Below are 19,910 nucleotides of genomic sequence, written 5' to 3'. Positions count from 1 at the left end.
ACCTAACGATCCGCATCAGGCACCCGTTTACGGGATGAAATCGGGCGCCTGCCCTTCTGGGTTTCGCGGCGAAACTACGTGACCAGCCTGGCAAGTTCCGCGACGATCCGCTCGGCTTGGTCCACGCTTATCGACCGTCCCTTTAGCCGAATACGAAGCTCTTCTTCGGTGACTTCCGCCCGCACTTCACCACCGCCATTCAGCGCAAGCGGACCAATCCGCATCACCTGCTTGGGGCGCCCGCCCTTGGACTTGTCCGTCGTTGGCGCCGGGGCTACAGCCAGCGCAGATTCCAACAAGGTCCATTCGGATTTCGGGTCCGTCACCTCACCTTGCGCCAACGCATCGCGCAATTTCGCCTGCGCCCCGTCGCGCAATGCTGCGGCCAGTTTCAAGCCCGCCTTTTCGGACAGGGCCACCGGAAATTGCAGCAAATCGCCCAATGCCTCGTGCACAACGGCAAAGCCGCGGACCTTGGATCGCTTGGCCTTTGAAGCGGCTGCGAACAAGGCATCAACCGCCTCTTCGGTCGACGCAAAGACCCCCTGCCCGGCTGCCAACGCGGCGATGCGTCCCCGCTCATAGGGGCTGAGATTGGCGCGAAGCTCGTTCTCTTCGACCATCGAGACATAAGCCCCCTGCCCCGTTTTGGCATCCCGCACAAAGGCCGGAATTTCAGCAAAACGAGGGTCAGTATCGGACAAACGCCTGAAGGCTTCGAGGCGCCGATAGCCGGATATCAGGCCAAACCCATCTTGCGTCCGCGTGATCTCGATCGGAGTGCGCAGACCGTTTACGCGCAAAGATTCAAGAAGTTCGGCCATGGCCTCTGCGTCTTCGACCATCCGGTCGCGGCGAATGTAATCAGCGTCGATCTCGCCCAGCGGCACCATCTCGGCCACAAGCCCTGCGTCCTGCGCGTCGCGCCACCGGGCGGCATCGCCCTGATCTTTGGCCAAAGCCACCCGATCCGTCACGCCGGCCATACCGTTCAGCGTTGCCGCCTCGGCCGCGACCTGGGCAATCGGTGGCGTTGCGGTCTTGGTGTCAAACGGGCCAAGCGCAGGTTTCGTGGCGAAACCGGCCTCGAGCTGTTCGATCTCTGCCGCGTCGGGTGCGGTCAACCTTCTGCGTTTAGCCATCTGCCATTCCTCCCATTTGCGCGTCGCGCCACCAGCAACCGATCAAAACCTCTTTGAACTCGGCATAGGTCCGGTCAAAGGTTTCGCGACCGCGCACATAGGTGTCGCGGTTGAAATCGCGGTAATCGGCCTCGTAGATCCCGTTCACCTGCTCGCCAGCCTGACCGACAAGCGCGGTATAATCCTGCCGGTAAGCATTCATGAAATCCCCAAAATACGCCTGAATCACGTTGGCCATGTCCGTCTGTTGACTGGCGTCAAATCGGGTGATGATTGCCCGCACTACATCCCATTCAAACTTAAGTTCTGGTAAACCAGCAGCCCGTTGCGCGGCATTCTCGCCATCTTCGATACTGGCGAATGTGGTGTAGAGCATGTCAAAAAACCGCCCCGTCGAATCGAATTCCAGGAAGGACGCCCCCAGCGGTACCAGCAGAATATCCGCAGCCGCCAGCGCATTGATGGTTAGGTACCCAAGTGCAGGAGGCGTATCCAGGAACACGATGTCATAATCATCCAGCACGCCGTCATCATGCAGGAAGTTGGTCAGACCATCCCAAAGCGGCCAGCTGCGCAACCCCATGCGCCAGACCGGTATTTGAAACTCGGCCCAATAGAGGTTCAGCTGCGCGCCAATCAGGTCAATATTGGGCCAGTGCGTCTTTTGAATGACATCGCGGGGCTGGGTCTTCAACGCCTCGCGCAGCGTTTCATCCAATGGGATTTCAGGCTGATCCGCAGCGGTACGGACCGTGTTTTCACGCTGAACCGAACGGGCATAATCCTTGGCAATCAGCGGAAACACCGTTTGCCATTCGTCAGCAATCTGGCCGCCCAGAATCGACGTCATTGACCCTTGGCTGTCCAGATCAATAACCAGAACCTTATACCCATCCAACGCCGCGGACATTGCCAGATGCGCCGCAGTTGACGTTTTGCCAACACCGCCCTTGAAATTGGCCACGGCCACCACCTTGGCAGGAAGCCCTTCGGGACGATAGGGCAGGTACTCTTTGGTGCTGACGCCTTCGGCTGCAAAGTGATGCCTGAGCGTCAGGACCTCTTCGAGGGTAAACCATTTTGACCCGGCACCGCCTTCGCCTTGCGGCAAGTCCGGGTTGGCCTTTAGAACGCGCCGCAGATGCGCTGGGGCAACCGGGATCAGGTATTTCGTGATCTCCCAGATCGAGAACCTGCGCAGTCGCTTTTCACCATCAGGGGCGTAACCACGGCGGGCGAGATCTTCGCGTCCTTTCGCACAGAATGCCGCCGCTTTTGCGAATCGCGCAGTGCCGATAGGATCAGGTAGCTTTCCAGCAGCTGCTGCCGGATCCAGATTCAAATAGGGCGGCAGAGGAGGTTGGTTTGTTTTGTTCACTGTCGATGCCTCGGATAATGTTCGCCTTACCGGCGTATATCCGGCAATGTAGCGAACATTTTCCACCAAGGCTATCGTTGATTACCGGGTTTTCCACAGAAGAAGGACCGGACCCCTGGTTTCGCGACGAAACTGTCAAAAAATGAAAGAACACAAGCCGACAAAGGGTTTATTATCTTTAGATAGTTTAGAATCTTTGCGGACTTATTCAGCAATATAAACAAGATGATACGTGCTTATGGGTGCCAGTTTCCAGTATCTAGGGCACCTGTTTACAGGTCAATAGGGACCCAAATACGGGTTCACAGGTGTCTGATTCCAGTATCCAGGGTGCCGATTCGCAGGACTGGGCATTTTCCACAAAATCAGGGTCTAAAATGATGGTTTTCGAAGCCCCCCACGGGGCGGTCCATGTCGAAACAGGGAAATTTCTCAGATGGTCTGGGGATAACTCAAGGTTCTGATTCAATAGGTACCTGTTTGCGGGATTCCCGTGATCCTGTATTTGGGGACCCAAAACAGATTGATCCTTGGGTACCTTTTGTGGCACAAACACGCAAAAGAGCAGCCAGGCAGAATCATGCCGGATACACAATTGGACATGGATACCCTGTCGGGGTCATTGCGCCGCGAGACGGTGAAAAAGAACGTTGCCGCGATTCACATCAGCGGCAAGCTGACCTTGTTGCAGCGCAAGTTGTCGAACGTATTGCTCCTCAATGCCTATGACGCGCTGACTTCGGCCGCGACGCACACGATTGATGCGCGCACCTTGGCGATGATGGTCGGTTACAACTCCAACGATTTTGACACATTGCGCGCCAGTTTGCGCGCCCTGGCAGAAACCGTCGCGGAATGGGACATGCTGGACGAGCAGGGGCGCCAGGAATGGGGTGTCTCGTCCTTGCTAAGCTTTGCCAAGCTCAAGAACGGGGTGTGCGAATACGCCTATTCGCCGGCCCTGGCGCAAAAACTGTATGACCCCAAGATATATGCGCTGATCAATGTTCATATTCAACGCAACTTCAGCTCGGGGCACGGGTTGGCCCTGTATGAAAACTGTTATCGGTTTGTGCGTACCGGGTCGACCGGATGGCTGGCAATTGACGTGTTTCGCAAATTGATGGGCGTGGACGGCAGCGATTATTACGCAAGCTTCAAGCATTTGAATGCCAAGATCATTAAACCTGCGGTGACCGAGGTGAACAAAAGCTCGGACATCATGATCGAGCCGGAGTTCCGGAAAAAGGGTCGGTCGGTCACGGATATTCGGTTTCGGATCAAGGCCAATCCGCAAATGGCTATGTTCGAGATCGACGACAGCGACGGCGTTCGCAACCTTGCGGTTTACAAAACCCTGCGCGAACAAGGCGTGTCTGACCGGCTGGCGCGTCAATGGATCGCCGAACATGGCGAGGATTATGTTCAGCAAAAGCTGGACTATGTGAAAGGGCAGGGGGGTGTGAAATCCACCGTCGGGTATCTGTCCGCAGCCTTGCGCGACGATTACGTTCAGCCGTCAGAACCCGCCCCGGCCGCGCCCAGCCCCGAGGCGCTGGCCGCCGCCAAAGACCGCGCCGCGGCAAAGGCCGCCGAGGATATGGCCTATGCCGAACGGGTGGCGGAACGCAGCGAGCGAAGCCGCAAACTTGCGGTCGTCGAAGAGCTGGTTTCGCGGCGAAACCCAACCCAGAGAGATGCCGACAAGCGCCTGTTCCTGGCCGGGTTGGAGGATGAGCTGGACCGCGAACATTTCCGCGCGCATGGATGGCGGTCCGGTCTGAACGCGGCTGCGATCTTTGCCTTTTGGCAAGAGCTGGAGCCAGACGCCTTTCAATGACGGCCGCTACGCGGCGAGGGTGGGCGCAAATCGTTCAATTCGTGATTGCTTAGGTTGTGCGCATTTTCGTCAAATAATGCGCATTGTGATATGTGCGCCTTGGGATCGTCGGTGCGGCCAAAGGACCGTGTTGCGCAGGTTTGCCAATGAAAACTTTGGTGCACGAGCGCCGGACCGAACCACGGTAACCGTGGCAAACAGACCATCCGCCGTTCCGCATCTTGGCCCCAGCGACGTTGGGCTTCAAATTCTGGACAGGACACCGTCCAGTAATTTGGCGGCGGCTCTGCCCAATTCCCGATGCGCGTTTTGGATAATGAAATACGGTGCCACAAGTATCGGTTTATCAAGCTTGAGCGAAACCAACCGCGCACCAATCTGGGCAGAGGTCAGCAGATTGGCGACTTCTTCGGTTTGCGGCGAAATAGTATCAGCCCCAGCCAATTGAGAGAGCGCGACCAACAGTGATGAACTGTTCAGAACGCGCGAGGGCACCTGTAGTTTCTGTCGCAGGAACGCGGTTTCAACGGCCTCTCGGATCGGGCTGCCTTCTTCTTGCATAGTCCAGAAGAACTGTGATGTTTCCGCCAAGTTCAGATGTTCTTTCCCCGCCAGCGGGTGGGTTTCATGAACAACCAAGGACACGATTTCGGATGGGGCCGGGTGAAATCTGTAGTCTCTTTTGTTGCTATGAGGAGAGGTGCGGCCAAGGATAAAGTCATACTTTGCCTCTTCCAATCCGCGGAACAAACTGGCCGAGGGGGCCACGTCTACTGAAATGCGTAGATCCGGGTTTTGCCTGAGCATCGCCTGCACCGCCGGCATGACATACCCGATCAACGGTCCGGTGACCGCGCCCACGCGCACGTTTCCCGAAGCGCCCTGCGTGATCTGTGCAAGCTCTTCGTCCATCGTTCCAAGCTCGGTAAAGACAATGCGGGCATGGCGAATAAAGACCTGACCCGACGGCGTCGGAACCATTCCGGTTGGATGGCGTTCGAATAGTGAACTGCCAATTGTGGTCTCTATATCCGCGAGTATGCGCGAGGCGGCGGGTTGCGATATTGCGATTGATTGCGCCGCCAATTGCAATTGCCCGGTCTCTGCAATCTTGAGGACAAGTTCCAGGTGTTTTGATTTCAGACGGCTTGCGATATTCATGGCGTATACCATTTTGGATATGTGAATGAGGTTTTTTTGAATTTTACAGTAATGTCACCAAGTCGCTAGTGTATTCTCAGGCCAAAGCCCAAGGAGGCTGGGCCGCGTTTTTGGGAGGACACGAAATGAAGCTGAAAGTCTTGTTGGCCAGCACGGCGCTGGCCCTGACCGGCTATGCCGCAATTGCCGAAACAGTTGGAATCGCAATGCCGACACAATCGTCGTCGCGTTGGATTTCGGACGGCAACTCGATGGTCGAACAGTTTGAAGCGGCAGGATACGAGACAATTCTTCAATATGCCGAGGACGACATTCCAAACCAGTTGGCGCAGATCGAGAACATGATCACAAACGGCGTTGATGTTCTGGTGATCGCAGCAATCGATGGGACAACATTGTCGAACGCGCTGGAGAATGCCCATTTCGCCGACATCAAGACCATCGCCTATGACCGCCTGATCCGAGACAGCGAATATGTCGATTACTATGCGACGTTTGACAACTTCAAGGTTGGTGTCCAGCAGGCCACAAGCCTGGTGGATGGCCTGAAAGCACGCTTTGGCGACGGCCCATACAATGTTGAACTGTTTGGTGGTTCGCCGGATGATAACAACGCCTATTTCTTTTATGATGGCGCGATGTCTGTCCTGCAGCCGTTGATTGATGACGGCACCGTTACCATCGTGTCCGGCCAGATGGGCATGGATACCGTCGGCACCCTGCGCTGGGACGGCGCCGTGGCGCAGGCGCGCATGGATAACCTGCTGTCCGCTCATTACACAGACGCAACGATTCACGGCGTGCTTTCGCCCTATGACGGTCTGTCGATCGGGATCATTTCTTCGCTGAAAGGCGTCGGGTATGGCTCTGGGGATCAGCAGATGCCGATTGTCAGCGGCCAGGATGCCGAGGTGCGCTCGGTCAAGTCGATGCTGGACGGCGAACAGTATTCCACCGTCTTCAAGGACACCCGTGAACTGGCGCGCGTCACTGTCGGGATGGTGGATGCGTTGCTTAAGGGTGGCGAGCCGGAAATCAACGACACCAGCACCTACGACAATGGGGTGAAAGTCGTGCCGTCCTACCTGCTGGAACCGGTCTCGGTTGATACGTCGAACTGGGAAGAGGTCCTGATCGGATCGGGCTATTACACGAAAGACCAGCTTCAATAGGTTTGGTTCCTCCCCGTGCGCGTCCGTCGGTTTCTGGCGGGCGCGCCGTGGCGATCTTTAATGTATGAGGGCGGGAAATGTCGGCGCTGTTGGAAATGCGCGGGATCACTAAGGAATTCCCCGGTGTGAAGGCGCTGGACCAAGTGAGCCTAACTGTCGAATCCGGTGAAATTCTGGCTCTTGTGGGTGAAAACGGCGCTGGCAAGTCCACGTTGATGAAGGTTCTGTCCGGGGTTTACCCCGCGGGCAGCTATGATGGCGAAATTCACTATGATGGCGGCCTGGCCGAATTCGCGGATACCTCGGACAGCGAAGAGCGCGGGATCATCATCATCCATCAGGAACTGGCGCTGGTTCCATTGCTGTCGATCGCAGAGAATATTTTTCTGGGAAACGAGCGCGCAACTGGCGGCGTGATCAACTGGCGGGAAACCGACAGGCGGACGGTCGCGCTTTTGCGCAAGGTCGGCCTGAGCGAAGCGCCAGGCACATTGGTCGACAAGCTGGGGGTCGGCAAGCAGCAACTGGTGGAAATAGCCAAGGCGCTGGCCAAGGAAGTCCGGCTGCTGATCCTTGACGAGCCAACCGCGGCCCTGTCCGAAGCAGACAGCCAGGCTTTGTTGGATCTGATGCTTGAACTGAAAGAGCAGGGCGTCACCCAGATCATAATCAGCCACAAACTGAACGAAGTGCGCCGGGTTGCCGACAAGATTACCGTAATTCGCGATGGGGCGTCTGTTTCGTCGATGGATGCGACAACCGAAGTTGTGACCGAAGATCGCATCGTTCGCGACATGGTCGGCCGGGATATGGAAGCGAGATACCCAGAACGCGCGCGGCGTTCCGGCGGCGAGCTGCTGCGCATTCGCGATTGGAACGCCTTTCATCCGCTGCACACGGACCGCCAGATCTTAAAGAATATCAATCTGTCCGTTAACGCAGGCGAGGTGGTCGGCATCGCTGGCCTGATGGGGGCAGGGCGCACTGAACTCGCGATGAGCCTGTTCGGGAAATCATACGGACAAAAGATATCCGGGCAGTTGGAAATCCGCGGCCAGCCCGTAGATGTGTCGACGGTCAGCAAGGCAATCAAGGCTGGCCTTGCATATGTCACCGAGGATCGCAAAGAACTGGGTCTTGTCCTTGATGAGACAATCCAGCGCAATATCACGCTGGCCAATCTCGAAGAAGTGGCCCGTGGGCAGGTGCTTCAGGACGCTGCCGAAACGCGGGTCGCTGAAAAATACAGGAAATCGTTGAACATTCGTTGTCCCGGCGTCTTTCAGCGGGTGGTTAACCTGTCCGGTGGCAACCAGCAGAAAGTCGTGTTGTCAAAATGGCTGTTTGCCGGGCCCGAAGTTCTGATCCTGGACGAGCCGACGCGCGGCATCGACGTCGGCGCCAAGTTCGAGATTTACGGGATCATCAATGAACTCAGCGCGCAGGGAAAAGGCGTATTGATGATTTCCTCTGAAATGCCCGAGCTTCTTGGCATGTGTGATCGGATCTACGTGATGAACGAGGGCGAATTCGTGGGGGAACTGTCGGCCGAAGAAGCCGACCAGGAAGCGATCATGTCCATGATTGTAACGGACGATGGGAGAGGATGATGGAAATTGCCAATCAGGATGGCACCGCGCCGCAAAAAGCTGGCATAGGCGCATACCTGGCTCAGCACATGCGCGAATTCGGTCTGCTGTTTGCGTTGATCGCCATTATGGTCTTTTTCCAGATTGTCACGAACGGCACGCTGCTGAAGCCGGTCAACGTCACTAACCTGCTGTTGCAAAACTCTTATATCGTGATCATGGCGCTTGGCATGTTGATCGTCATCGTGTCCGGGCATATCGACCTGTCCGTCGGATCGGTCATGGGCTTTGTCGGGGCGCTGGCCGCCGTAATGATGGTCGAGTTCGAACAATCCACCGGTGTGACGATGCTGGTCTGCATCGTCGCGGGCGGTCTGATTGGTGCGGCACAGGGTTACTGGATCGCTTATTGGAGCATCCCGTCCTTCATCGTGACACTGGCCGGGATGCTTGTGTTTCGGGGCGCGTCCCTGTGGCTGCTCGAGGGCCAGTCGCTGGGGCCGTTCCCGCGCGAGTTCCAGATGATCGCCAATGGGTTCGTCCCCGACATCTTTCCTGCGGGCCTGTCCGAAACCGTCGCCAATCTGCTGGACCAAAAGCGCGTCAACCTGCTGGCTTTGTCATGCGGAATTATCGCGGCAGGGTCGATTGTCTATCTTGAGCTGAAGAAACGGGCACAGAACCGCGCCTATGGCATGGATGTTGAACCCCCGGCATTCTTTTGGGCGCGCGTGGGTATCATCGCTTTTGCGCTGATCTTCATCCTGTTCAAATTGTCGACATTCCGGGGATTGCCCAACGTGTTGATCACCATGGGCGTCTTGACGATCCTCTATGCATTCTTCACCGAGCGGACAGTGACCGGTCGCCGTATCTATGCGCTGGGGGGAAACGAGAAAGCCGCGAAACTTTCCGGTGTGAAAACCGCGCGCCTTACGTTCCTGGCATTTGTGAACATGGGTATCCTGGCCGCCATCGCTGGAATGGTTTTTGCCGCGCGCCTGAATTCTGCAACGCCCAAAGCGGGTTTTGCGTTGGAACTGGACGTGATTGCGGCCGTGTTCATCGGCGGCGCGTCAATGTCCGGCGGTGTCGGCAAGATCGTGGGTGCGGTTGTTGGCGCGTTCCTGATGGGTGTTCTCAACAATGGCATGTCGATCCTGGGCATCGGTATCGACTATCAGCAGATGATCAAGGGTCTGGTCTTGCTGGCCGCAGTCATCTTTGACGTCTACAACAAATCCAAGCAGGCCTGATATGGAATTCAAACCAGCGAAATGGCCCAGACGTCTGCGCAGTCAGGAATGGTACGGTGGAACCTCGCGCGATACGATTTACCACCGCGGCTGGCTAAAGAACCAGGGATACCCGGATGATCTCTTTGACGGGCGTCCCGTGATTGGCATCATGAACACCTGGTCCGAGCTTACCCCCTGTAACGGGCACCTGCGTGAGCTTGCCGAAAAGGTGAAGGCCGGCATCTGGGAGGCCGGAGGTTTTCCCGTCGAAGTCCCGGTTTTCTCCGCTTCGGAGAATACGTTCAGGCCAACGGCCATGATGTTCCGCAATCTGGCCGCCATGAGCATAGAAGAGCAGATACGCGGGCAGCCCATCGACGGGTGCGTTCTGATGGTTGGCTGCGACAAGACCACGCCGTCCTTGCTGATGGCGGCGGCGTCTTGTGACATGCCCTCGATCGTCGTGACCGGCGGCCCGATGCTGAATGGCTATTTTCAGGGCGAACGGGTCGGGTCGGGAACCCATTTGTGGAAGTTCTCGGAAGCCGTCAAAGCAGGCGAGATGACGCAGGATGATTTCCTGGAGGCCGAGCAATCCATGTCCCGTTCGACGGGAACCTGCAACACGATGGGAACCGCGTCCTCGATGGCCTCGATGACCGAAGCGCTGGGGATGGCGCTGTCGGGCAATGCCGCAATCCCGGCCGTGGACAGCCGCCGCCGGGTCATGGCCCAGCTTTCGGGTCGCCGGATCGTTCAGATGGTCAAAGACGACCTAAAGCCATCGGACATTCTGACCCGGCAGGCGTTCGAGAATGCGGTGCGAACCAATGGTGCCATCGGCGGATCGACCAATGCGGTCGTGCATCTGCTTGCCATTGCAGGCCGGATGGAGGTGGACTTTACTTTGGAGGACTGGGATCGCTGCGGACGCGATGTTCCAACCATCGTCAACCTGATGCCATCCGGCGACTATCTGATGGAAGAGTTCTTTTATGCCGGCGGGCTGCCCGTGGTGCTGCGCCATCTTGGTGAGGCAGGGCTGCTGCACAAGGATGCCCTGACCGTGTCCGGCGGCCCGATCTGGGGTGAAGTCAAAGACGCCAGAAACTGGAACACGGATGTCATTCGCCCGGCGGAAAAAGCCCTGACCAAACAAGGAGGCATGGCGGTACTTCGGGGGAACTTGGCCCCCAACGGTGCGGTCCTCAAGCCATCTGCCGCGTCGCCTCATCTGATGCAGCATCGTGGACGCGCGGTCGTTTTTGAAGATATCGACGACTACAAGGCCCGGATTTCGGATGACAATCTGGATGTCGACGAAACCTGCATTCTTGTTCTCAAGAACTGTGGTCCCAAAGGCTATCCCGGCATGGCCGAGGTGGGGAATATGGGCCTGCCGCCGAAGGTTCTGAAAAAGGGGATAACGGATATGATCCGTATTTCCGATGCCAGAATGTCGGGTACGGCTTACGGTACCGTCATCCTGCATACCTCGCCCGAAGCGGCGGCGGGCGGGCCGCTGGCCGTGGTTCGCGACGGTGACATGATCCAAGTCGACATCCCCGCGCGCCGCCTCGAGCTTGAGATTTCGGACGAGGATCTTGCTGCAAGGCTGGCCCGGTGGTCTCCGGGTCATGAACGGGTTGCGTCGGGTTACGCCTGGTTGCACCAGCAGCATGTCGAAGGGGCGGATACCGGCGCCGATCTGGATTTCCTGAAAGGGTGCCGTGGCAGCGCGGTCGGAAAGGACAGCCATTGATGGATATTGCATTGGTGGGTATCGGCAAGATCGCCCTCGACCAACATGTGCCGGCCATCGCAAATTCGCCGGATTGGGAACTTGCGGCGACGGTTTCGCGGGCCGGGTCGGTTGACGGCGTTGAGGCGTTCACCGGCTTCCAAGAGTTCCTGGCCGCACGCGCTGATATACGGATCGTTTCGCTGTGCCTGCCGCCGGTGCCGCGGTATGAATACGCCGAGGCCGCAATCCGGTCCGGTCGACATGTGATGCTTGAAAAACCTCCGGGCGCGACTTTGGCCGAATGCAAGAAACTGGCGGCAATGGCGCAGGCTCAGCGGGTATCTTTGTTCGCCACGTGGCATTCCCGCGAGGCCGCGATGGTCGCCCCGGCCAAGGCTTGGTTGGCGGACAAGGAGCTTAAGCGGCTGGAGGTTGTCTGGAAAGAGGATGTACAGCTGTGGCATCCCGGGCAGGACTGGATTTGGGATGCCGGAGGTTTGGGTGTTTTTGATCCCGGCATCAATGCGCTTTCCATTGTAACCGAGATTCTGCCGGAACGGTTGCACGTGACCGGCGCGGTCCTGGAGATTCCTGAAAACAAGCAAGGTCCGATCGCCGCGCGTTTGGCATTTCATTATCCGGGCGGTGCCGATGTGCGGGCCACGTTTGATTGGCGACAAAAGGGCCCGCAGCTGTGGCAGATCACGGCAGAAACCGACGCAGGGACATTGGTGCTTGAGGATGGCGGCGCGCGGATGAGCGTGAACGGCGTACCTCATGGCCCCACCGAAGAGGCGCTGTCAGGCGAATACCCGCGGCTTTACGCCCGAATGGCGGGACTTTTGGCCGCGGGCGGCAGCGACGCAGATTTTGAGCCGCTACAACTCGTCGCGGATGCCTTTCTATTGGGCCACCGCAAAACGACAGCCGCATTTTTTGACGAACAGGACGTGACACATGCGTAACCCGCTTTCCGGTATTCTGCCGGTCGCCCCCACCCCGTTCCACGATGATGGCCGCATAGACCAAGAAGGCATGCGTCGCGTCCTTGATTGCATCATTGACCAGGGGGTTGATGCGATCTGCATCCTGGCCAATTACTCGGAACAGTTTGTTTTGTCCGATGATGAACGCGGGCAATTGATGCGTATCTGTCTTGAACATGTGTCAGGGCGCGTTCCTGTGATTGTCACCATCAGTCATTTCCACACCGGTCTTGTCGTAGAACGCGCGCGCGCGGCCCAGTCCATGGGGGCCGCAATGGTCATGATGATGCCGCCCTATCACGGCGTGGGCCTGGTGCCATCCGAAGCCGGGATTTTCGAACATTTCCAAGCGGTCTCAGAGGCAATCGATATTCCGATCATGGTTCAGGATGCGCCACTTTCGGGCTGCCAGCTGTCCGTTCCGCTTCTTGTACGGATGGCAAACGAGCTTGAGCAGGTCAGCTATTTCAAAATGGAGATGCCGTTTGCGGCGGATAAACTTGCCGCTTTGATCGAGGCTGGCGGTGACGCCATCAAGGGGCCATTTGATGGCGAAGAAGCCGTTACTCTGCTGGCTGATCTGGATGCGGGCTGCACGGGGACCATGACCTCGGGCCTGCAATGCGAACGGATCGGGCCAATTGTCCGGAACTTTCTGGCTGGAAACGAACAGGCAGCGCTTGACGGGTGGACGCGAAGTTTGCCGCTGATCAATCATGAAAACCGCCAGTGCGGGCTGCGTGCCTGCAAGACCGTAATGAAAGCTGGCGGCGTTATCGCCAGTGACCATGTGCGCCACCCATTGAAACCAATGAGTGAACGAACGCGCAAGCGGCTGCTTCAGCTTGCCAATGATCTGGATCTTGTCGCCGGAAAATGGGGGCTTTAGGCAAACAGGATGCGCAGGGGCCACCTTATCCCCGCCACATTCCCATCAGGCAGTGCGCATAGCTGACCGCGTGCGACACTGACGATCACAATGCGGCAACGGTGGGCGAATTGGCCGCCTGTTCCGGCGGCAGATTGCATCCACCCGGCCAGACAACGCTTTGCGGCGGGTCCCGCCATTGGCCTTTAACTGTGACTGTCAGCCGTAACGGCACTGCGCAGTTGGGCCCCGTCGCGGCCGGGTGGGGCGCCGAACATCCGGCGGTATTCGCGGCTGAACTGCGAGGGGCTTTCATACCCGATGGCGAACCCGACCTGGGCCACATCTACCCCTTCTGACAGCAGCATCCGGCGCGCTTCCTGAAGGCGCAGGCTTTTTTGGTACTGAACAGGTGTCATGGCCGTTGCCGCCTTGAACTGGCGGTGAAACGTCGCCGGGCTCATCCCGGCGAGCGTCGCCAAATGCGGCACGCTCAGAACTTCTGCAAAGTTCTCGCGGACCCAGGCAATGGATTTGCCAATGCGGGCGACGCGGCTGTCGGCCAAACCGACCTGGCACAGCATGCCGGCCTGCGGCCCATTCAGAAGATGCCAGATGATCTCGCGCTGTATCATTGGTGCCAACACGGGGATGTCACGGGGACGCCCCGCCAAATTCAAAAGCCGTTCGAGCGGGTCGATCAGTTCACGGGAAAGAGGTTGCACCGCAAGGGTTTCCGGCGTGCCCGCAAAATCCATTTCATGTGTCGGGTGTTCAAGCAGCAACTCGGCGACAATCACCGGATCGATATTGACGATCATGGCCGCATAGGGATGTGCTTTTGATGCGGTGACGATTTCCGCCCGTACCGGCACATCCAATGAGGCGATCAGGCATTTCCCGGCATCGTAGTGATACGTCCTGTGTCCGACCCGGCTTATCTTGGCCCCCTGAAGAACCACGCAGAGCGATGGTTGATAAACACCATGCAGGGGGCCTGTGGGTTCATCGGATACAGCCAGGAAAACGCCCGGAATCGGTGTTTCGCGCCCATGGCCATGCCAAAGGTCGAGCGCGCGGTCCGTCAAAGCTTCAAGATGCTGTTCAGCCATGTTGCCACTTTACCTGTTCGCCCCTTGGTGACCAGAACAATCCTGGCGGTTTGAGAGGATCGTGCAAGGTTTCGCGAGGATCGGCGTGGCACGGGGCGGTCGTCGGGTCGCATATCATAGCCAAGCCCCGGCCGCATTGGCCTAGGCAATCTCAGCGAAGGATAGAATTCATGCGTTACAATCGGCTCGGTCACAGCGGTCTCTTTGTCTCAGAGCTTTGCCTCGGGACCATGACGTTTGGTGGATCGGATGATATGTGGGGCCAGATCGGCAAACTTCAGCAGGACGAAGCGGACGGCCTGCTGAAAACGGCGTTGGATGCCGGCATCAACTTCATCGACACCGCCAATATCTATGCGACAGGCAAAAGCGAAGAGATCCTGGGCCAATCTCTCAAGAACCTTGGTGTCGCCCGCCAAGACGTGGTGATCGCAACCAAGGTGCATGGCCCCATGGGTGCGGGGCCGAATGCGCGCGGATCGTCCCGCGGCCACGTTCTGGATCAGGCCAAGGCCAGCCTGAAACGGTTGCAGCTTGATCACATTGACCTTTATCAGATTCATGGTTTTGACCCGGCCACGCCGATGGTCGAAACGCTTGAGGCGCTGGATACGCTGGTTCGGCAAGGCCATGTCCGGTATCTTGGCCTTTCGAACTGGGCGGCCTGGCAGGTTGTCAAGGCGGTCGGGATAACCGAGGCCAGACAACTGGCGCCGATCGTATCCTTGCAGGCCTATTACAGCGTCGGCGGCCGCGATCTGGAACGCGAACTGGCGCCCATGCTGCAAGCCGAGCAGATCGGCCTGATGGTCTGGAGCCCGCTGGCCGGTGGCTTCCTGACCGGCAAGTTTGACCGGGACGGAAAGACCGCCGAAGGGCGTCGGGTGAATTTCGATTTCCCGCCGATCGACAAAGACCGGGCCTATGACGCGATCGACGTGATGCGGACAATCGCAACGGAAAAGGGGTGTACGATACCGCAGGTTGCACTGGCCTGGCTGCTTCACCAGAAAGCCGTCACCAGCATCATTCTGGGGGCAAAGCGCCCGGACCAACTGGCTGACAATATCGGCGCCGCCGAGATTGCCCTGTCGCCCGAGGAACTTGCAGCGCTTAATGCCGTAACGCAACTGCCCGCGGAATACCCAGGCTGGATGATCGAGCGGCAAGGTGAGTATCGGTCGCATATGCTGCTGTCGAAATGACCATCAAGGCGGGCTGTCACGGCAGCCCGCCGCCACGTATCATGGCCCCATGGGGGTAACTTTGCCGCGGATGTTCAATGCGTGCCGCGTGGTACGAAGAATGGGTCGATCAGAAAGGTTTCGCTTTCGGCCGTCGGGTCGGCAAGCCGCCGTTCAAGCAACGTGATCACATGTTCGACCGACAGACCAATCGGGTTTCTGACGGTGCTGAGATTGAAGGTCGGCCAGGCGGCCATCTCGATATCATCGAAGCCAACCACCGACATCCGGTCCGGCACGTCGACGCCCAGGTCACGCGCCGCGGTCAGTGCGCCGATTGCGCTGGCGTCATTGGCGCAGACAAGCGCGTCCAGGTCATGCTCGGTCAGCAGTTTCCGGGCGGCTTCGTACCCTATGTCGACCGTGAAATTCCCCGCCGCTTCGGCGATCAGCGGCAGGCCGACCCCGGCCAGTGTTTCCACCAGACCCGCCCTTCGATCGGCAGAGGATGCGAAATGGGGCGGGCCCGCGACAAAACCGAACCGTTTGCGCCCACGATCCAGAAGAACTTGCGCCGCAATCCGTGTTCCATCTGCGTTCTTGCAACACACATTGTCCACACCCGGTGCCTTGACGATGCGACCGGACGAGATCATGGGGATTTTCAGCTTGCTGCACTGGGTTACCAGCGCTTCGGGCATGCTGCCGCCGCGCAGGATCAATGCATCCAGCGGATAGCGCAGAACCTGATCCATCGCGGCCTCGGCCTGTTTGTCGCCACCGTCAATCAGGATCGGCCATTTGTTCAGCGCGTTCAGCCGGCCCACCAAGCGGTTCATGAATTCGGTGTCATAGGTGCTGCGCATGTCGCCGACAAACACCGCCACAAGGTGCGAGCGCCCCCCCTTGAGACCTGCGGCCAGGGCATTTGGCTGATAGCCCATCCGCGCGGCCATTTCCTTGATTATCTTGCGCTTTCCGGCATCAAGATAGGCCCCTTGCGTAAACGCGCGCGATACGGCGGAACGTGACACACCGGCCGCGTCGGCGACGGCTTGCGCCGTGACACGGCGGGGCCTTTGGGGCGATTTTGTGCTGTTTTCAACCACGGCCCTGTGGTCCTCTGTTTCCGCGTAATTTGTCAATAATGCAATAAATCTTTCATCGAACTGTCACACGATCCCCGTAGCTGAGCACGTGTGCACACCCTGTGCAATGCGCTCGGGATTTTTCCCGTTTGCACCTGACTTTTCACGACGAGGGGCCGCCCCTCGGCACGGCGTACCCGCCAATACTCGGGATGATTCCCGAACCGGAGGATCGAAATGACCAACTTCAAGCTCAGCGTAACGGCTGCTGCTTTCGCCCTGACCGCGACCGCAGCTTTTGCCGAAACAGAAATCACCTGGTGGCACGCGATGGGCGGCCAACTGGGTGAGACCGTCAACAAGATCGCCGAGGATTTCAACGCCTCGCAAGACGAATACAAGATCACCCCGGTCTACAAGGGCAGCTACGAAGAGACCCTGACCGCCGGTATTGCGGCCTTCCGCGCGGGCGAGCAGCCCAATGTGATGCAGGTGTTTGACGCCGGGGCCGCCACCGTGATCGGCGCCAAGGGCGCAACCATCCCGGTTCAGGACCTGCTGGCCGACAATGGCGTTGATTTCGACATCAATGATTATATCGCCGGTGTGCGCTATTTCTATGCCGACAGCGACGGCAAGATGATCGGCATGCCCTTCAACTCGTCCACGCCGATCCTGTATTACAATGTCGACGCGTTGGAAGCGGCTGGCGTGACGCCGCCGAAAACCTGGGAAGAATTCCAGTCGACCACCGCTCCGGCACTTAAGGACGCGGGCTATATCGCGCTCAGCCAGTCGCACCTGCCGTGGATTTTCACCGAAAACTTCATGTCGCGCCACAACCTGCCATTTGCGACCAACAACAATGGCTATGACGGCACCGACACGAAGATTCTCGTGAACAACGACGCGATCAAGGCGCATTTCACCGCCGTGTCGGAATGGAAGAATGACGGTTTGTTCGAATGGTACGGCACCGGTTGGGGCGACAATGCCAAGCCGTTTGAGGAAGGCAAGGTTGCCATGTGGCTGGGGTCATCCGGTTCCTTCGGCGGGCTGCTGCAGAAAGACCTGGGTTTTGAATTCAGCGCGGTCGAGCTGCCCTATTGGGAAGCGGTGACGGCCGAGCCCACGCAAACCTTCATCGGTGGTGCCGCACTGTTTGCAATGTCCGGAAAATCGGCCGAAGAGAACAAGGCAACCGCCGAATTCTTCCGCTTTCTGACCGCGCCGGAAACCCAGTATTTCTGGCATCAGGAAACCGGGTACGTGCCGATCACCGAGGCCGCCTATGAAGCCGCCAAGACAGATGGCCACTATGACCGCTTTCCGGCTGCCGAAGTTGGTGTGAATCAGCTGCAAGCCAAGGCCGGAGACAACACCAAGGGCTATCGCATGGGGTTCTACGTCCAGATCCGCGACATCATGAACCGCGAATATGGCCGTATCCTGACCGGCGAGACCGACGTGGAAACCGCCTTTGAGACCATTGAAGCAGAAGCCAACGACCTGCTGGCCCGCTTCGCCAAGACCCAGGGTTAAACCCTGGGATCACCCCCGGGATGGTCGCGTCGTCACGGCGCGGCCATCGCTCTTTTCGCAACGGACACCTCATGAAACGCGCGGGCTTTGACTCTATCTGGCTTCCTGTGGCGCTGCTGCTGCCGCAATTGATGATTATCGCCATCTTCTTTTATTGGCCCGCGGGCTGGGCGCTGCAGTCGTCATTTTATTTGCAGGACCCGTTCGGGTTCGGTTCGACTTTTGTGGGCGGCGACAATTACACAACCCTGCTGGGCAATGCCCAATATATGCGCGTCGCCTGGTTCACGATCGTGTTCTCGGTTCTCGTCACCTTTTTCTCGCTGGCCATCGCCTTGTTGCTGGCGGTAAAGGCCGACAAGGTCATCCGGGGGGCCAAATCCTATCGCACACTGCTGATGTGGGTCTATGCGATTGCGCCCCCCGTGGCCGGGTTTCTGGGCATTTTGTTCTTTGATCAAAGCACCGGTCCGATGACCCGGTTTTTCCAGATGTTCGGCTGGGATTTCAAGCTGGGCGTCGATTATAACGCGACCGCCACGACGATGATCATCGTATCCGTCTGGAAACAGATCCCGGTGAACTTCATCTTTTTCCTGTCCGGTCTGCAATCCATTCCGCGTTCCGTGCGCGAGGCAGCGATGATCGACAATCGCTCGGCCACGGGGCGGTTCTGGCAGGTGACCTTTCCCTTGCTTGCACCGACGGCGTTTTTCCTGCTGATCATCAACATCACCTATGCCCTGTTCGACACGTTCGGCATCATCGATGCGTTGATGAAGGGCGAGCCGGGCAACAACCCAATGACGCTGGTCTACAAGGTCTATCTGGATGGGTTCCGCGGCAATGATCTGGGCGGTTCATCGGCACAATCCGTCGTGCTGATGGTGCTGGTCCTGATCCTGACCGTCTTTCAGTTCCGGCTGGTCGAACGCCGGATCCATTATACCTGAGGAGGCGCGCCATGGCTGATACAACTCTTGAAACACCCGCCGTCACGCGCCGCCCGCGCAAAATTCGATGGCAGGCGATTGGCGATCATCTTGTTCTGATCCTTGGGTCCTTGCTGATGATCCTGCCGCCGCTTCTGGCGCTGACAACGGCCAGCCATGATGCGGTGACGATCCATCGCGAAGGGCTGCAACTGACGCTGGGCGATGATCTGGGCAAGAATTTCCACGCCGCCATGTTCGAAAAGGGCGGTTTCACCCAGACCGTCGATGGCACGCTGATGCTGATGAATTCACTGATACTGGGCATCGGTTTTGCGGTGGGAAAAATCGTCATCTCGATGATGGCCGCCTATGCGATTGTCTATTTCCGCCTGCGGTTCGCCACGCTGGCCTTCTGGGTGATCTTCACCACCCTGTTGCTGCCGCTTGAGGTGCGCATCCTGCCGTCTTACGAGGCGATCCAGAAACTTGGGCTGACCAACACCTATACCGGCCTGATCGTACCGCTGATCGCGTCCGCCACAGGCACGTTCTTCTTTCGGCAGTTCTTTATGTCCGTCCCCGAGGAACTGGCCGAAGCCGCCCGGATCGACGGGGCAGGGCCGTGGAAATTCTTTGTCGATATCCTCGTGCCGCTCAGCCGAACGATGATCGCGGCGATTTTCATCATCATGTTCGTCTTTGGCTGGAACCAGTATCTGTGGCCGACGCTGATCACCACGGATGAGAGCTTTTTCACGCTGGTCCGGGGCATCAAGCAGATCGTGCTGTCCTATACCGACGGCCAGATCCCCGAACATGGGCAGGCCCTGGCGCTGGCCATCGTTGCGATGATCCCGCCCGTGGCCATCGTGATCTTTTTCCAGAACTGGTTCGTCAAGGGCCTTACAGAATCCGACAAATAAGGAATACG

15 protein-coding genes and 1 pseudogene are annotated in these 19,910 nt (G+C 58.0%); 11 read left to right on the top strand and 5 right to left on the bottom strand.

The genetic code is table 11. The annotated features are described in order from the left end of the window. Window positions 1–74 precede the first annotated feature (74 nt). Both ACXAG8_RS07800 and ACXAG8_RS07795 read right to left on the bottom strand, forming a co-directional pair. On the bottom strand, window positions 75–1,142 hold the full coding sequence (locus ACXAG8_RS07800) for a ParB/RepB/Spo0J family partition protein (RefSeq protein ID WP_475223256.1): 1,068 nt from the start codon (window positions 1,140–1,142) through the stop codon (window positions 75–77). After that, window positions 1,135–2,520 (bottom strand): AAA family ATPase, encoded by a 1,386-nt coding sequence (locus tag ACXAG8_RS07795; protein WP_475223255.1) that lies wholly within the window; start codon window positions 2,518–2,520, stop codon window positions 1,135–1,137. Before ACXAG8_RS07795 ends, ACXAG8_RS07800 begins: the two co-directional genes overlap by 8 nt. A gap of 580 nt (window positions 2,521–3,100) precedes the next feature. Here ACXAG8_RS07795 and ACXAG8_RS07790 point away from each other — a divergent pair. Then, the gene (locus ACXAG8_RS07790; RefSeq protein WP_475223254.1) at window positions 3,101–4,360 is read left to right on the top strand and encodes a replication initiation protein; all 1,260 of its coding nucleotides are present in this window, start codon (window positions 3,101–3,103) and stop codon (window positions 4,358–4,360) included. Between the two features lie 243 nt (window positions 4,361–4,603). On the opposite strand, the gene ACXAG8_RS07785 is transcribed toward ACXAG8_RS07790, so the two are convergent. Continuing rightward, window positions 4,604–5,521 (bottom strand): LysR family transcriptional regulator, encoded by a 918-nt coding sequence (locus ACXAG8_RS07785; RefSeq protein WP_475223253.1) that lies wholly within the window; start codon window positions 5,519–5,521, stop codon window positions 4,604–4,606. 125 nt (window positions 5,522–5,646) lie between these two features. Here ACXAG8_RS07785 and chvE point away from each other — a divergent pair, with 125 nt between their 5' ends. The 6 genes and pseudogenes from chvE (at window position 5,647) to ACXAG8_RS07755 (ending at window position 13,139) form a co-directional block, all read left to right on the top strand. Then, a complete protein-coding gene (gene chvE / locus ACXAG8_RS07780) occupies window positions 5,647–6,693 on the top strand; it encodes a multiple monosaccharide ABC transporter substrate-binding protein (RefSeq protein ID WP_475223252.1) in 1,047 nt (348 codons plus the stop codon). A 146-nt stretch (window positions 6,694–6,839) separates the two neighbouring features. Then, window positions 6,840–8,303 (top strand): annotated as a pseudogene (mmsA, locus tag ACXAG8_RS07775) (multiple monosaccharide ABC transporter ATP-binding protein); the annotation flags it as partial. Next, entirely contained in the window at window positions 8,303–9,538 is a 1,236-nt protein-coding gene (gene mmsB, locus ACXAG8_RS07770; RefSeq protein WP_475223251.1) for a multiple monosaccharide ABC transporter permease, read from the top strand. The pseudogene mmsA and the gene mmsB, both read left to right, overlap by 1 nt. Window position 9,539: 1 nt before the next feature. Further along, complete coding sequence (gene araD, locus ACXAG8_RS07765; RefSeq protein ID WP_475223250.1) at window positions 9,540–11,282, top strand: L-arabinonate dehydratase; 1,743 nt, start codon at window positions 9,540–9,542, stop codon at window positions 11,280–11,282. Next, complete coding sequence (locus tag ACXAG8_RS07760; protein WP_475223249.1) at window positions 11,282–12,229, top strand: Gfo/Idh/MocA family protein; 948 nt, start codon at window positions 11,282–11,284, stop codon at window positions 12,227–12,229. The genes araD and ACXAG8_RS07760 overlap by 1 nt, the downstream gene beginning before the upstream one ends. Continuing rightward, complete coding sequence (locus tag ACXAG8_RS07755) at window positions 12,222–13,139, top strand: dihydrodipicolinate synthase family protein (protein WP_475223248.1); 918 nt, start codon at window positions 12,222–12,224, stop codon at window positions 13,137–13,139. Before ACXAG8_RS07760 ends, ACXAG8_RS07755 begins: the two co-directional genes overlap by 8 nt. A gap of 185 nt (window positions 13,140–13,324) precedes the next feature. On the opposite strand, the gene ACXAG8_RS07750 is transcribed toward ACXAG8_RS07755, so the two are convergent. Further along, the gene (locus ACXAG8_RS07750) at window positions 13,325–14,230 is read right to left on the bottom strand and encodes an AraC family transcriptional regulator (RefSeq protein ID WP_475223247.1); all 906 of its coding nucleotides are present in this window, start codon (window positions 14,228–14,230) and stop codon (window positions 13,325–13,327) included. A gap of 170 nt (window positions 14,231–14,400) precedes the next feature. On the opposite strand from ACXAG8_RS07750, the gene ACXAG8_RS07745 reads away from it, so the two are divergent. Beyond that, window positions 14,401–15,435: an aldo/keto reductase gene (locus ACXAG8_RS07745; RefSeq protein ID WP_475223246.1), complete on the top strand. Its 1,035-nt coding sequence runs from the start codon at window positions 14,401–14,403 to the stop codon at window positions 15,433–15,435. A 74-nt stretch (window positions 15,436–15,509) separates the two neighbouring features. On the opposite strand, the gene ACXAG8_RS07740 is transcribed toward ACXAG8_RS07745, so the two are convergent. Next, a complete protein-coding gene (locus ACXAG8_RS07740) occupies window positions 15,510–16,523 on the bottom strand; it encodes a LacI family DNA-binding transcriptional regulator (protein ID WP_475223245.1) in 1,014 nt (337 codons plus the stop codon). Window positions 16,524–16,739: 216 nt separating this feature from the next. On the opposite strand from ACXAG8_RS07740, the gene ACXAG8_RS07735 reads away from it, so the two are divergent. From ACXAG8_RS07735 to ACXAG8_RS07725, 3 genes are all read left to right on the top strand, one after another. Beyond that, window positions 16,740–18,044: an extracellular solute-binding protein gene (locus ACXAG8_RS07735; protein WP_475223244.1), complete on the top strand. Its 1,305-nt coding sequence runs from the start codon at window positions 16,740–16,742 to the stop codon at window positions 18,042–18,044. Between the two features lie 71 nt (window positions 18,045–18,115). Next, window positions 18,116–18,997 carry an ABC transporter permease subunit gene (locus tag ACXAG8_RS07730; protein WP_475223243.1) on the top strand — a complete coding sequence of 294 codons (882 nt, stop codon included), beginning with the start codon at window positions 18,116–18,118 and terminating at the stop codon, window positions 18,995–18,997. Between the two features lie 11 nt (window positions 18,998–19,008). Further along, window positions 19,009–19,902, top strand: coding sequence for an ABC transporter permease subunit (locus ACXAG8_RS07725; protein WP_475223242.1), 894 nt, complete (start codon window positions 19,009–19,011; stop codon window positions 19,900–19,902). Window positions 19,903–19,910: the final 8 nt, after the last annotated feature.

It is taken from the genome of Ruegeria sp. ABD4_443, assembly GCF_056160865.1.
This window is presented reverse-complemented; position numbering and strand designations above follow the sequence as displayed.